At 64.6% G+C, this 13,925-nt stretch carries 13 protein-coding genes; 10 read left to right on the forward strand and 3 right to left on the reverse strand.

What is annotated here, in order from left to right; genetic code table 11:
* Positions 1–21 precede the first annotated feature (21 nt).
* Together ACZ0AJ_RS08875 and ACZ0AJ_RS08880 are read left to right on the forward strand one after the other, a co-directional pair.
* Positions 22–1,230: an MFS transporter gene (locus tag ACZ0AJ_RS08875; RefSeq protein WP_499453964.1), complete on the forward strand. Its 1,209-nt coding sequence runs from the start codon at positions 22–24 to the stop codon at positions 1,228–1,230.
* Between the two features lie 58 nt (positions 1,231–1,288).
* Positions 1,289–1,822, forward strand: a complete 534-nt coding sequence (locus ACZ0AJ_RS08880; protein WP_499453965.1) for an ankyrin repeat domain-containing protein — start codon at positions 1,289–1,291, stop codon at positions 1,820–1,822.
* A 44-nt stretch (positions 1,823–1,866) separates the two neighbouring features.
* Here ACZ0AJ_RS08880 and ACZ0AJ_RS08885 read toward each other — a convergent pair whose 3' ends face one another.
* Positions 1,867–2,505, reverse strand: coding sequence for a PEP-CTERM sorting domain-containing protein (locus ACZ0AJ_RS08885; protein WP_499453966.1), 639 nt, complete (start codon positions 2,503–2,505; stop codon positions 1,867–1,869).
* A gap of 273 nt (positions 2,506–2,778) precedes the next feature.
* On the opposite strand from ACZ0AJ_RS08885, the gene ACZ0AJ_RS08890 reads away from it, so the two are divergent.
* Positions 2,779–3,255, forward strand: a complete 477-nt coding sequence (locus ACZ0AJ_RS08890; protein WP_499454562.1) for a hypothetical protein — start codon at positions 2,779–2,781, stop codon at positions 3,253–3,255.
* 3 nt (positions 3,256–3,258) lie between these two features.
* On the opposite strand, the gene ACZ0AJ_RS08895 is transcribed toward ACZ0AJ_RS08890, so the two are convergent.
* Positions 3,259–3,750, reverse strand: a complete 492-nt coding sequence (locus tag ACZ0AJ_RS08895) for a GNAT family N-acetyltransferase (RefSeq protein WP_499453969.1) — start codon at positions 3,748–3,750, stop codon at positions 3,259–3,261.
* A gap of 112 nt (positions 3,751–3,862) precedes the next feature.
* Between ACZ0AJ_RS08895 and purU the strand changes: the two genes are divergently transcribed.
* The 7 genes from purU (at position 3,863) to ACZ0AJ_RS08930 (ending at position 12,115) form a co-directional block, all read left to right on the forward strand.
* Positions 3,863–4,756 (forward strand): formyltetrahydrofolate deformylase, encoded by an 894-nt coding sequence (purU, locus tag ACZ0AJ_RS08900; protein ID WP_258834275.1) that lies wholly within the window; start codon positions 3,863–3,865, stop codon positions 4,754–4,756.
* A gap of 105 nt (positions 4,757–4,861) precedes the next feature.
* Entirely contained in the window at positions 4,862–5,386 is a 525-nt protein-coding gene (locus ACZ0AJ_RS08905; protein ID WP_499453971.1) for a (2Fe-2S)-binding protein, read from the forward strand.
* Positions 5,383–6,408 carry an FAD binding domain-containing protein gene (locus ACZ0AJ_RS08910; RefSeq protein WP_499453972.1) on the forward strand — a complete coding sequence of 342 codons (1,026 nt, stop codon included), beginning with the start codon at positions 5,383–5,385 and terminating at the stop codon, positions 6,406–6,408. The genes ACZ0AJ_RS08905 and ACZ0AJ_RS08910 overlap by 4 nt, the downstream gene beginning before the upstream one ends.
* Positions 6,405–8,717: a xanthine dehydrogenase family protein molybdopterin-binding subunit gene (locus ACZ0AJ_RS08915; RefSeq protein ID WP_499453973.1), complete on the forward strand. Its 2,313-nt coding sequence runs from the start codon at positions 6,405–6,407 to the stop codon at positions 8,715–8,717. Before ACZ0AJ_RS08910 ends, ACZ0AJ_RS08915 begins: the two co-directional genes overlap by 4 nt.
* Before the next feature lie 251 nt (positions 8,718–8,968).
* Positions 8,969–9,943, forward strand: a complete 975-nt coding sequence (locus ACZ0AJ_RS08920; protein ID WP_499453974.1) for a tripartite tricarboxylate transporter substrate binding protein BugD — start codon at positions 8,969–8,971, stop codon at positions 9,941–9,943.
* A 199-nt stretch (positions 9,944–10,142) separates the two neighbouring features.
* Positions 10,143–10,607, forward strand: coding sequence for a tripartite tricarboxylate transporter TctB family protein (locus ACZ0AJ_RS08925; RefSeq protein ID WP_499453975.1), 465 nt, complete (start codon positions 10,143–10,145; stop codon positions 10,605–10,607).
* Between the two features lie 5 nt (positions 10,608–10,612).
* Positions 10,613–12,115, forward strand: coding sequence for a tripartite tricarboxylate transporter permease (locus ACZ0AJ_RS08930; RefSeq protein ID WP_183552632.1), 1,503 nt, complete (start codon positions 10,613–10,615; stop codon positions 12,113–12,115).
* A 318-nt stretch (positions 12,116–12,433) separates the two neighbouring features.
* Here the strand turns inward: ACZ0AJ_RS08930 and ACZ0AJ_RS08935 are convergent, their stop codons facing one another.
* Complete coding sequence (locus tag ACZ0AJ_RS08935) at positions 12,434–13,777, reverse strand: ATP-binding protein (RefSeq protein ID WP_499453976.1); 1,344 nt, start codon at positions 13,775–13,777, stop codon at positions 12,434–12,436.
* Positions 13,778–13,925 lie beyond the last annotated feature (148 nt).

Genomic DNA, 13,925 nt, shown 5'->3' on the forward strand with positions numbered 1-13,925 from the left:
CTCAATTCCATGGAGTTCGCCATGAACACCCCCAGGTCATCATCCATCTCGTCCGGCATGGTCATGCTACTGGCAGCTGCCGCCGGCATCATCGTCGCCAATCTCTACTATGCGCAGCCGCTCGTCGGCCCGATCGGCGCTGCGCTGGGCCTGCCGCCGGCAGCGGCCGGGCTGATCGTCACGCTGACCCAGATCGGCTACACGCTGGGACTTCTGTTCATCGTGCCGCTGGGCGACCTGGTGGAAAACCGGCGCCTGATCGTCACCGGTCTTCTCGTCACGAGCGCTGCCTTGCTGGTCGCGGCCACCGCCACCACCGCGTGGGCATTCCTGCTGGCCGCGCTGACCATCGGCCTCGGTGCCGTGGTGGCCCAGGTGCTGGTGCCGTTTGCCGCGCACCTGGCGCCGGAAGCCACGCGCGGCCAGATCGTCGGCAAGGTGGTCAGTGGCCTGCTGCTGGGCATCATGGTGGCGCGGCCGGTCGCGAGCGTGCTCGCAGGCCTGGGCGGATGGCAAACCGTGTTCGGGATCGCCGCCGCGCTGGTTGCCCTGCTGGCCGTGGTCCTGCAGCTGAAGTTGCCGCTGCGCCAGCCAACGGCGACACAACCGTACCGGCGCCTGATCGGCTCGCTGTGGCCGTTGCTGGCAACAACCGTGGTGCTGCGCCAGCGCGCGCTGTATCACGCTGGCCTGTTCGGCGCCTTCAGCCTGTTCTGGACCGTGGCCCCGCAAGCGCTGGCCGGCCCCGCCTTCGGCCTCACACAGAACGGGATCGCGCTGTTTGCCCTGGTCGGCATGGCCGGCGCCGTGGCCTCGCCTGTTGCCGGGCGCCTGGCCGATGCCGGCCACACGCTGCAAGCCACTGCCGTTGCCCTGGTTGTCGGCGCGCTGAGCTTCCTGCTGCCCCTGTTTGCACCGGCGTCAAAACCGGTCGCGCTCGGCTTGCTGGCCGTGGCCGCCATCGCCCTGGACGCTGCGGTCGCCGCCAACCTGGTGCTGGGCCAGCGCGCGCTGTTCGCGCTGGGCGCCGACATGCGCAGCCGGCTGAACGGTCTGTACTTCGCGCTGTTCTTTGCCGGCGGCGCGGTCGGTTCCGCGCTGGGCGGCTGGGTATATGCGTCGTATGGCTGGCACGCGGCGCTGCTGGTCGGCATGCTGCTGCCAGCGCTGGCGCTGCCGGTCTGGATCCACGAAGCCACCAGGCATGCGGCCGCACGCCAGAGTGCATAGACCACGCGCCGGATTAAGATGTGTTTTAATCAACCTTTATCCTGACCCGGAGCACGCAATGCACACGAACGACCAAGGCGCGACGCCGACCAAAGCCGAACTGGACGAAGCCGCGCTGAACATGGCGCGCAATATGTTCCAGTACGCGCGCTCAGGCGACGCCGATCACCTCGCCGCCTTCCTGTCGCGCGGCCTGCCGCCGAACCTGCGCAACGAAAAAGGCGACAGCCTCCTGATGCTGGCCAGCTACCACTGCCACCTGGAGGCGACGCGGGTATTGCTCGAGCACGGCGCCGATCCGCACCTGATCAACGATGCTGGCCAAACGCCGTTGCACGGCGCGGCGTTCAAGGGCGACCTGGCGGTCACGACGCTGTTGCTTGACAAGGGCGCGTTGCCGGACTTTGCCGGCCCGTCCGGCCGCACGGCGCTGATGTTCGCCGCAATGTTCAACCGCGTCGCCATTGCCAAGCTGCTGATGGAACGCGGCGCCGACCCGTCAGCGCGTGATGGGGCCGGCACGACCGCCTACGATGCAGCGATCAAGATGGGCGCGGCCGACACTGCGGCCTTGCTGGCGCCGGCGAACTGACGACGCCGACCCTGCATCAGGCGCTGCTGATCAGGCGCTGCTGATCAGGCTTTGCTGCGCGCCGACCGCTGACGCCGGCGCGCCCACCAGGCCGCCACCAGGCCGAGGCCGACGATGGCGCCCGTGGCCGGTTCCGGCACCGCGATCGCTTCCGGGGCCGCAGCCATCAGCATGCCGCTGGCGCCACTGCAGTCGGGATACTGGAGACCGCACCCGAACGGCTCATCGCTGTTGGCGTCGGTCACGCTGAACAGCGCGCCCTGGCTCACCATGCGAAAGTCGGAATTGCCATCCGAGGCGAAGATGCTGCCGCCGAGCAGGCCACCCGCCAGAAATGTCACGTCCATGACGATGCGGTCGTAATAATTGCGCGGCGGCGTGAGGTAGCCGTAGTCGATCAGGTTGTGCTGGCCGCTGACGGTCGGATGATCGAACCAGTAGCGCAGCGACAATAGGCTCGACTGCGGATCCAGGCATGGCGGACCGATGTCGCATTCGTTACGGATATTCAGGTACAGCGAACCGGCGGCGACGGCTTCGTCGGAGAACGCCAGTTCCAGGTTGAGGCCGGTAGGCATCGAGCTGGACGCGCTCACTTGCTGCCAGCTGTAGGTAACCGCGGCCTGGGCCGGCAGTGCCAGAGTGGCAGCCAGCAATGCGACGATGAGGGCAATGCGCGTCATCAGTGATCTCCTCGGAAAGGTCCTACGGTACCTCAGCAAGAATCGCGCCCATGAATCCCGTTCCAGCATCCCCTTGATTCTAAACAACATTTATGACGGATGCGTAGGTTGCGGCGTCAACGTGTCAAATTATCCGACAAAGGATGTCACAATCGCAATGGTCAATGCTGGGATCACCCGCGCCCGTTCTGCAGCTACCGCCGTCCGGCGCATCCCCTATAATCGTGGGCGCCCCGACGCCGGGGCGCGACTCCACTTACCCGAAGGACCCCGATGAAAGCCCTGCCCCTGCCCGTCCTCATGCTCGCCCTGCTGACCGCCAGCAGTACTGCGCTTGCCGACGATGCCGCCTTGCTCAAATGCCGGACCCTGAGCGACACCGCCATGCGCGTGGCGTGCTACGACGCGATTCCTGTCGGCGCCACCGGTCCGGGCGCTGCTGCTGCCACTGCTGCTGCCACTACACCGACCCGTACGCCGGAACAGAACTTCGGGCTGGAAGCAGTCAAGCAGCGTGAGGCGCAGCCAGCGTCCATCCGCAGCACGGTCGTGGGCGACTTCGATGGCTGGGGCCCCGGCTCGCAGATCCGCCTGGCCAATGGCCAGGTCTGGCGCGTCATCGACGGCAGCGACGCCGTCCTGCCGCGCACGAAGGATGCGGCGGTGACCATCGAGCGCAACGTATTTGGCACGCTGTTCCTGAAAGTCGATGGCGGTAACAGCTCGGCCAAAGTGCGCCGGGTGAAATAAACGCTAGGCGGGCGTGCGCACCATGTACAGCGCGCCGGGCGGATAGGTGTGCAGGCCGGCGCACTGCGTCGAGGCGGCGCGCCAGCCCAGCGCATGCCAGAATCGCGCGCTGTCCTGCACCGATACCAGGGCCGCATGTGCCAGTCCGAGCGTGCGCGCGCAACGCAATGCGTCGTCCACCAGCGCGCGCGCCATCCCACGCCCCAGTGCGCACGCTTCGATTGCCAGGTCGTGCAGGTACAGGGTGTCCGGCTGGTCCGAAACGGTGAACGGGGCGTTCAGCTCCGTGACCAGCCCCAGGCGCGACGGATAGGTGAACAAATAGCCGCGCACGCTGCCCTCGTGAAGGCCAACCAGACAGGTGCCGTGCGCCGCCGCTATCCGGCTTGCCACCACCGCGGCAGGCTCCTGCATCGCGGCCGGATAACAGGCGGCCTGGATGCGCAGCACGGCATCGAGATCGGTGGACAGCATCGGGCGCAGGGAGATCGACATGAGAGATGGTAGGGCGAAAAAACGCGCATCGTAGCATGCGCTTGACGCCCGTCCTGGCATCGCGCATTCTAGCTGTCTTGACAACATCGACTCATCACCGACAGGAACCAGCATGCGCAGCACCAGCGAAGCCACGCCGTCAACCCGCCCCGAATACATTCTCCACGCCAGCTGCCCGGCCGGCATCGGCATCGTCGCGGCCGTTGCGACGTTCCTGGCCGAACGCGATTGCTATATCTGCGCGCTCGAGCAGTTCGACGATGATTCCACCGCACGCTTCTTCATGCGCGCCGTATTCCGCCAGCAGGACAAGTCGCCGGCCATCGACGCCATCCGCACCGAATTCGACAGCATGGTCGCGACGCGCCTGGACATGGGCTGGAAAATCTACGATCCACTCGACCCGGTGCGCACCGTGATCATGGTCTCGAAGACCGACCACTGCCTGGACGACCTGCTGTACCGCCGCCGTACGGGCGAACTCAATCTGTCGATCACGGCGGTCGTATCGAACCACCTCGACCTGCGCCCGATGGTCGAGCGCGAAGGCATCCGCTTCATCTTCCTGCCGGTCACCAAGGACAACAAGGCGCAGCAAGAGGCGCGCCTGCTGGAAATCGTCGACGAGACCGACTCCGAACTCGTGGTCCTGGCGCGCTATATGCAGATCCTGTCGGATGGGCTGGCGCGCCGCCTGGCCGGCAAGTGCATCAACATCCACCACTCATTTTTGCCCGGGTTCAAGGGCGCCAAGCCGTACCAGCAGGCGTTCGACCGGGGCGTCAAGCTGATCGGCGCAACGGCCCACTATGCCACGCCCGACCTGGACGAAGGCCCGATCATCGAACAGGTGCTCACGCGCGTGGACCACAATTACCGGGTCGACCAGCTGACCCGCGTGGGGCGCGACAACGAATGCCTGGCGCTGGCCACGGCGGTCAAGTTCCATATCGAGCGCCGTGTGTTCGTGGACGGCAACAAGACCGTCGTGTTCCGCGGACCGTAATGACACTGACAACAACGTTGACTTATACTTAATGTAGGTGCGTTAGCTAACCGTCGCAAATGTAACAGGACGTTATGTTCATATCTTCTCACAGAGGGGAAGAACATGGAACATCAACAGCAGCATCCGGTGCGCCTGCGCATCAACGGCCAGGACCGGGAATTCAACGTCGAATCGTGGGTAACGCTGCTTGACCTGCTGCGCGAGCGCGCAGGCATGACCGGCACCAAGAAGGGTTGCGATCAGGGCCAGTGCGGCGCCTGCACCGTGCTCGTGGACGGCAAACGGATCAACTCGTGCCTGACGCTGGCCGTCATGCAGGACGGCCGCGAGATCACTACCGTCGAAGGCCTGGCCACCGGCGAAGACCTGCACCCGCTGCAGCAGGCATTCATCGACTGCGACGCGTTCCAGTGCGGCTACTGTACGCCGGGCCAGCTGTGTTCGGCCGTGGGCCTGATCAACGAAGGCCAGGCCACGTCGCGCGACGACGTGCGTGAACTCATGAGCGGCAACCTGTGCCGCTGCGGCGCGTACCCGCAGATCGCCGATGCGGTCATCAAGGTTCTCGACATGCGCGAGACGAAAAAAACCACCGAGGGCTTCACGACCGGGGCGGTGCTGTCATGAACCCGTTCGCCTTTACCCAAGCCACGGACGTCGACGCGGCGCTGGCCGCCCTGCTCGACCCTGACACCCGCCCGATCGCCGGCGGCACCAATCTGCTCGACCTGATGAAGGAAAGCGTGATGAAGCCGTCACGCCTGGTCGACATCAACAACCTCGGCCTGGACCAGGTTGAAGAAAAAGACGGCGGCCTGCTGCTTGGCGCCCTTGCCCGCAACGCGGACACGGCCTACCACCCGGTGGTGCGCGAGCGCTATCCGCTGCTGTCGTCGGCGATCCTGGCCGGCGCCTCGCCGCAACTGCGCAATATGGCGTCCAACGGCGGCAACCTGATGCAGCGCACCCGCTGCGTCTACTTCTATGACGTCGGCACCGCCTGCAACAAGCGCGAACCCGGCACCGGCTGCCCGGCGCGCGAAGGCCTGAATCGCCAGCTGGCGATCCTGGGCACCAGCGAAAGCTGCATCGCTACCCATCCGTCGGACATGTGCGTTGCACTGCGCGCGCTCGACGCGACGGTGCACGTGCGCTCGATGAGCGGCGCGCGCGACATCCCGTTCGCCGAGTTCCACCGCCTGCCGGGCGATACGCCCCAGATCGACAACACGCTGCAGCCAGGCGAGATGATCACCCACATCACCGTGCCCGAAGCGGACCGCTTCATCGACCACAGCGCCTACATCAAGGTGCGCGACCGCCTGTCGTACGCGTTTGCGCTGGTGTCGGTGGCTGCTGCGCTGGACCTCGATGCCGACGGCACGATCCGCGCTGCGCGCATCGCGCTCGGCGGCGTGGCCCACAAGCCATGGCGCATCGAAGCGGCTGAAGAAGCGCTCGTCGGCCAGGCAGTGGGCGAAGCGGCCTTCCTGCAAGCCGCCGAGACGATCCTGCAAGGCGCCCAGGGCTTCGGCCAAAACGACTTCAAGCTGCCGCTGGCGCGCAACGCCATCGTGCAAGCCTTGACCACCGCCGCGCGTGGCACCGACCATGCGCGCGGACTCGATGCACAAGGAGAACAAGCATGACCGACCTGATTCCTGAACTGCGCGCGCCGAGCGCGCCGGCTGGCACCGGCCGCGTGAAAAGCGGCATGGCGGTCTCGCGCATCGACGGCCGCGCCAAGGTCACCGGTGAAGCACAATACGCCGCCGAATACTTTGCCCCCGACCTGGCCTACGGCGTGGTCGTGAGCGGCACCGTGGCCAAGGGCCGCATCACCGGCATCGACACGGCCGAGGCGCTGGGCGTCGCGGGCGTGCTGTCCGTGATGACGCACGAGAACCGCCCCAAGATGCGCTCGTTCGACCTGGCCTGGAAAGACATGACGGCCCCGGCCGGCTCGCCGTTCCGCCCCCTGTTCTCGGACGAGATCTTCTACAGCGGCCAGCCGGTGGCGCTGGTGCTGGCCGAGACGTTCGAAGCCGCGCGCTACGCTGCGTCGCTGGTGCGCGTGCACTACGATGTCGATGCGCACGAAACCAATCTGCTGGAAAGCCTTGACCAGGCCTACGAGCCACGCAAGATGAAGGCCGGTTTCGTGCCGCCAAGCTCGATCGGCGACGGTGAAAAGGCATTCGAGGCGGCCGAAGTACGGGTCGACTCGCAGTACTACAACGGCGTCGAGCACCACAATCCGATGGAGATGTTCGCCTCGACCGTGATTCGCGCTGAAAACGGCCACCTGACCATCTACGACAAGACGCAAAGCTCGCAGAACAGCCGCTGGTATGTCTCGCACGGCTTCGGCCTGTCGAGCGACGAAGTCACCGTGCGCAACCCGTACGTGGGCGGCGCCTTCGGTTCCGGCCTGCGCCCGCAGTACCAGCTGCCGCTGGCCGTGATGGGCGCGTTGCAACTGGAGCGTTCGGTGCGCGTGGTGCTGACGCGCCAGCAGATGTTCAGCTTCGGCCATCGTCCGGAAACCTGGCACCGCATCCGTCTGGGCGCTGCGCCGGACGGCACGCTCAAGGCGATCTGGCACGAAGCGATCCAGGAAACCTCGCGTCTCGAGGATTACGTCGAAGTGATCGTCAACTGGTCGGGCCAGCTGTATGCGTGCACCGACATCAAGCTCGGCTACCAGGTGGTCGCGAACGATCGCTTCACGCCGCTGGACATGCGCGCCCCGGGCGCCGCCCACGGTGTGCACGCCATGGAAGTGGCGATGGACGAGCTGGCCTACGAGTTGAAAATGGATCCGCTGGCACTGCGCCTGAAAAACTACACCGAGATCTCGCCGATCGAGGACAAGCCGTTCTCGAGCAAGGAACTGCGCGAGTGCTATCGCCAGGGCGCCGAGCGCTTCGGTTGGGAAAAGCGTCCGCTCGAGCCACGCTCGATGCAGGACGGCGACGAGCTGGTGGGCTGGGGCATGGCAACCGGCATCTGGGATGCGATGGTGATGGTCGCCCGCGTCAGCGCCGTGTTGCACAGCAACGGCCGCCTGGTCGTGAGCAGTGCAGCGACCGATATTGGCACCGGTACCTATACCGTGATGTCGATGATTGCGGCCGAGGCCATGGGGTTGCCGATGGAACTGGTGACGTTCCAACTGGGTGATTCGACGCTGCCGATGGCGCCGATCGAAGGCGGCTCATCGCACGTGACCACGGTGGGCTCGGGCGTGTTCGGTGCCTGCGAAAAGCTCAAGAAGTCGGTGCTCAAGATGGCAACGAAGATGGCCGATTCGCCGCTGGCCAAGGCGCGCCTGCGCGACGTCGAATTCGGCGACGGCGCGATTTTCCTGAAAACGGACCCGTCGCGCCGCGTGGAACTCACGCAGGTGCTGGCCAATGCGGGCGTCGATCAGGTCGAAGAGAAATACTTCATGACGCCGCAAATGCTCAAGCAGCGCAAGTACGCGCGCGCCGTGCACTCGGCCGTGTTCTGCGAAGTGCGCGTCAATGAAAAGCTCGGCATGGTGCGCGTCACGCGCGTGGTCAGCGCGATTGCGGCCGGGCGCATCATCAGCGCCAAGACGGCGGCCAGCCAGATCAGCGGCGCGGTCGTCTGGGGCATCAGCCAGGCACTGCATGAAGAAACCCATACCGATCACAAGTACGGGCGTTTCATGAACCACAATTTCGCCGAGTATCACGTGGCGGCCAATGCCGACATCCACGATATCGACGTGATCTTCGTGGAAGAAGACGACCGTATCGTCAGCAAGCAGCTCGGCGCCAAGGGCGTAGGCGAGATCGGCATCGTGGGTGTGGCGGCGGCGGTCTCGAACGCCATCTTCCATGCCACCGGTACGCGCCTGCGCACGACACCGATGACGCCAGCGAAATTGCTGCTCGGGGATCGGGAACTCCCGGTGCAGCCGCCGGTCTGACAATACGGCGCTGCAGCGACCAGAAACGCCATCTTCGGATGGCGTTTTTTGTTTTCGGATGGGCGTTTTCGGCCCATTCGTTCTTGCCCAAAAGAGCGTCATGCATACCACATACGTATTTCCACGTAGTTGCATAACAATATGTTTGCTGGTAAAACATATGGTGCGTAAGACAACGCCACAAGGGAGCACGGCACAGTCATAGTGCCGGTTGCCAGACTAAACCAAAAATGAGATCCGAGGACGACACCATGAAGCTCAAGATGCTGTGCGCAGCCGCCTGCCTGACCGCTTTCGGCACGGGCTTGGCCCATGCCCAGGCCTATCCGACCAAGACCATCACCATGATCGTGCCGTTCGCGGCCGGCGGCCCGACCGACACCGTCGCGCGCCTTGTGGCGCAATCGATGGGCACCACGCTCAAGCAGCAGATCATCGTCGAGAACGTTGGCGGTGCCGGCGGTACCATCGGCGCGGCGCGCGCCGCCAAGTCCGCACCCGACGGCTACACGCTGTTCCTGCACCACATCGGCCAGTCGACCGCGCCAGCGCTGTACCGCAAGCTGCCGTATGACGCGATCACCAGCTTCGAGCCGATCGGCCTGATCACCGACGTGCCGATGACTGTCGTCGCCAAGGCGAACTTCCCGGCCAAGGACATGAAAGAGCTGATCACGTACGTGAAAGCCAACAAGGACAAGGTCACCTACGCGCACGCCGGCCTGGGTTCGGCATCGCACCTGTGCGGCATGCTGCTGCAGACCGCGATGGGCGTCGAGCTGACCACCGTGCCGTACAAGGGCACCGGTCCGGCAATGAATGACCTGCTGGGCGGCCAGGTGGACTTCATGTGCGACCAGACCACCAACACCACCAGCCAGATCAAGGGTGGCAAGATCAAGGCCTACGGCGTGACGACCAAGACCCCGGTCGCCTCGCTGCCGAACCTGCCGACGCTGGACAAGGCTGGCCTGCCAGGCTTCGAAGTCGGTGTCTGGCACGGCCTGTACGCGCCGAAAGGCACGCCGAAGCCAACGGTCGACGCGCTGTCGAACGCGCTGCGCACCGCGCTGCGCGATCCGAACGTCGTCAAGCGCTTCGCCGACCTGGGTACCGAACCGGTCCCGACCAATCAAGCCACGCCGGAAGCGCTGCGCACGCACCTGAAGCAGCAGATCGACCTGTGGGGTCCGATCATCAAGAAAGCCGGCGCCTTCGCCGACTGATGCCCTGTTGACGACCTCGCGCCGCGCCGGCCTGTCCGGCTGCGGTGCGGCGTTGTCGCATCCGGAGCCCGGCCGCCGTCGTTGTCATCGTCGTTGTCATCGTCGTTGCGCGGGGCTGCATCCGTGATCCGCATTCACGCATTTCGAACCACTGCATCTGCATCACCGCATCTGCATCACCATAAAGGGGACCACCACCGTGCCAGCATTTATCCGCCATCCGAAAGACTTTTGGAGCGGCATCGTCTTTCTCATTTTCGGTCTGAGCGCCGTGATCATCGGCCAGGAGTATGAGCTGGGCAGTGCCGGCCGCATGGGTCCGGCCTACTTCCCGATCGCGCTGGGCATCCTGCTGTCGCTGATCGGCCTGGCGTCGTTCGTGCGCTCGTTCTTCCGTCCGGGTGAGGCGATCGGCCGCATCTATTATCGCGAGCTGACCATCGTACTGGTCGCCGTGCTGCTGTTCGGCTTCCTGGTGCGCAATGCCGGCCTGGTGCCTGCAGGCTTCCTGCTGATCCTGATCAGTTCGTACGCCAGCGATAAATTCGAATTGAAGAAGTCACTCGCGCTGGCCGCGGGCATGACGTTGTTCGCAGTTGGACTGTTCGTCAAGCTGCTTGGCTTGCCGATGCCGATCATTGGCCCTTGGCTCGGTGGGAATTAAATCATATGGAACTTTTCAGTAACCTCGCACTGGGCCTCGAGACGGCCCTGTCCATGCAAAACCTGTTCTACTGCCTGGTCGGCGTATTCGTCGGCACTGCAGTGGGCGTCCTCCCGGGCCTGGGTCCGATCGCCACCATCGCGATGCTACTGCCAGCCACGTTCGGCCTGCCACCGGAGTCGGCCCTGATCATGCTGGCCGGTATCTACTACGGCGCGCAATACGGTGGCTCAACCACCGCCATTCTGGTCAACCTGCCGGGCGAATCCTCGTCGGTGGTGACGGCACTGGACGGCTACCAGATGGCCCGCAACGGCCAGGCCGGCAAGGCGCTGGCCACCGCGGCAATCTCGTCGTTCTTTGCCGGTACCGTCGCCACGATCCTGCTGGCAGTGGCCGCGCCACCACTGGCCGACCTGGCGCTTGAATTCGGCCCGGCCGAATACTTCTCGCTGATGGTGCTGGGCCTGGTGGCTTCGGTCGTGCTGGCCAGCGGTTCGCTGCTCAAGGCCATCGGCATGGTGCTGCTCGGCCTGTTGCTGGGCGTGGTCGGTACCGACGTGAACTCGGGTTCGGCGCGCTACACCTTCGACATGCCGGAACTGGCTGACGGCATCAACTTCGTCATCGTCGCGATGGGCATGTTCGGTATCGGCGAAATCATCCGCAATCTCGAGCACAACGAAGACCGCAATCTGGTGATGAAGAAAGTCACCGGGCTGATGCTCAACAAGGAAGACTTCAAGCGCATCATGTGGCCGGTCATCCGCGGCACGGGCCTGGGCTCGCTGCTGGGCATCCTGCCGGGCGGTGGCGCCATGCTGGCCTCGTTCGCGTCGTACTCGCTCGAGAAGAAAGTGTCGAAGAACTCGGCCAACTTCGGCAAGGGCGCCATCGAAGGTGTTGCGGCGCCGGAAGCGGCCAACAATGCCGGTGCGCAGACTTCGTTCATCCCGATGCTGACGCTGGGCATTCCGTCGAATCCCGTGATGGCGCTGATGATCGGCGCGATGATCATCCAGGGCATTCAGCCTGGTCCTGCCGTCATGACCGAACAGCCTGGCCTGTTCTGGGGCCTGATCGTCTCGATGTGGGTCGGTAACCTGTTCCTCGTCGTGCTGAACCTGCCGATGATCGGTATCTGGGTGCGCATGATCATGGTGCCGTACCAGATGCTGTACCCGGCCATCCTGATGTTCTGCGCGATCGGTGTATTCAGCCTGAACAACAGCACCTTCGATGTCTACCTGATGGCGCTGTTTGGCCTGCTCGGCTACCTGTGTGCCAAGCTCGAACTGGAGCCCGCGCCGATGCTGCTTGGCTTCATCATCGGTCCGATGATGGAAGAATACCTGCGCCGCGCCCTGCTGCTCTCGCGCGCCGACCCGATGGTATTCATCGAGCGCCCAATCTCGGGCGTCATGCTGGGCCTGGCCGCTGCGGCAATGATCGTCGTGCTGCTGCCATCGCTGCGCAAGAAACGCGAAGAAGCCTTCCAGGAAGACTAAGGCCCAAGCCAGCGTCAACCCGCACCACCCGCGCCGCCCGGCGCCGGCCCCCAGGCCGGCCCGGGCGGTCGCCGTTTACGCCCGAGAGCACACTTCCTCCCGCCCCCGTCACCAGATACTGAACAATCAGGGTCAGAGTCGACTTATTGGGCAATTCCTCAATGTTGTCAAACAATTCGACTCTGACCCCAATTGGAAAGCAATGGCCGCGCGGAATGCTGCCTGAGGGCATTGCAAACAGGCCATTGATGGAGATTTATTGGTCAATAATTCGACTCTGACCCTAATTGGAGGGTCGGGTCGGGCGGCGCCAGGCGGTTACTCGCGGCGTTCGGTGTGCAGGGGGAGGAGGACGGTGAAGGTGCTGCCGTGGCCGTTGCCGGGGCTGTGGGCGGTGACGGTGCCGTCGTGGGCTTCGACCAGGTTCTTGACGAGGGCAAGGCCCAGGCCGAGGCCGCCGCCGGTGCGGTCGGCTGAACGTTCGGCCTGAACGTAAAGGTCGAACAGGCGCGGCATCAGGTCGGGCGCGATGCCCATGCCGTTGTCGGTGACCCGCAGCGCTGCCATCGTGCCCCGTTTTTCAAGAAAGACGTGGATGATGCCGCCGCTGTCCGTGTAGCGAATCGCATTGGTCAGCAGATTGCTCACGACCTGGATCAGGCGCGTGCGGTCGCCCAGCACCAGCAGGCTGGGCATGCCTGGTGCCTGCTCGATGCGGTGCCGTTTCTGGTTTGCCGCCGACTGCACCTGCTCGAGTGCGGCGGCGATGACGTCGGCCAACTCCACCGGCGCTTTTTCCAGTTGCACCAGGCCGCGGCTCACCCGCGAGACGTCCAGCAGATCCTCGACCAGCCGGCTCATGTGCGTGACCTGGCGCCGGATCAGTTCACCCATCTGGTTGGCGCGCTGCGATGTCACGCCCTCGGGCAGCAACATGCTCGCTGCCATGGAAGCCGCCGACAGCGGCCCGCGCAGTTCGTGGCTCAGTGTGGCGAGAAATTCGTCCTTGCTGCGATCGGCTTTCTGCAGCGCGGCAGCCTTGTCGTCCAGCAGGTCATTCAGGGCTTCGATATTGCGGTTGCGCTCTTCGAGGCGGGTCGAGACGAGTTGCAGTTCTTCCTGCCGCGCCTGCAGCGCGCCGAGGGCGTCGGCCAATTCGCGGTTCTGGTGCCGTGCTTCCGACAATGCCGCGTGGTTGGGCAGCGTCTCGAATTGCGCAACGAGCGGGCCGAACCCGTCGGCGCTGATGAAACCCGTATTGGCCGGAAAACGCTTGCCGACCGTGATCCGGGTGCCGGATGGCCCGCTGGCGATGTCAAACTGGTCCATCAGCCGGCGCGCCGACAGGATGCCGACACCCATGCCGGATGTCGACCGGTACGCGCCCGACAGGACATGCCCGACGTCGGCGATGCCGGGTCCGCGGTCGGCAAACGTGATGGAAAGATGCTGCGGCGCTACTACGCCTTCGGCCACGAATGAGACCGAACCGGCGCCGGCATAGTTGAAGATGTTGCGCGCCAGCTCGGACACGACCGTGCCGATACGGGCCTGGTCGACCGAACCGAACCCGCAGGCGCCGGCGATCTGGCGCGCACGCTGGCGCGCGGCGATCACATCGAATTCGGTATCGACATTGAGCGTCAGGATGGCCTGCGTCATGCGCACTGGGGAAAGATCATGGTGTCGCTCTACAGAGATGAGTGGCATCTGGAGAGCGCAGAAGCCGGTGGCGGGCCGAATTATACCCCGCCACCATGGCGCATTGTCCTACAAATTGTTACACGCGATCTCGCCGCAACGCGACACT

The organism is Telluria sp. AC161 (assembly GCF_979258535.1).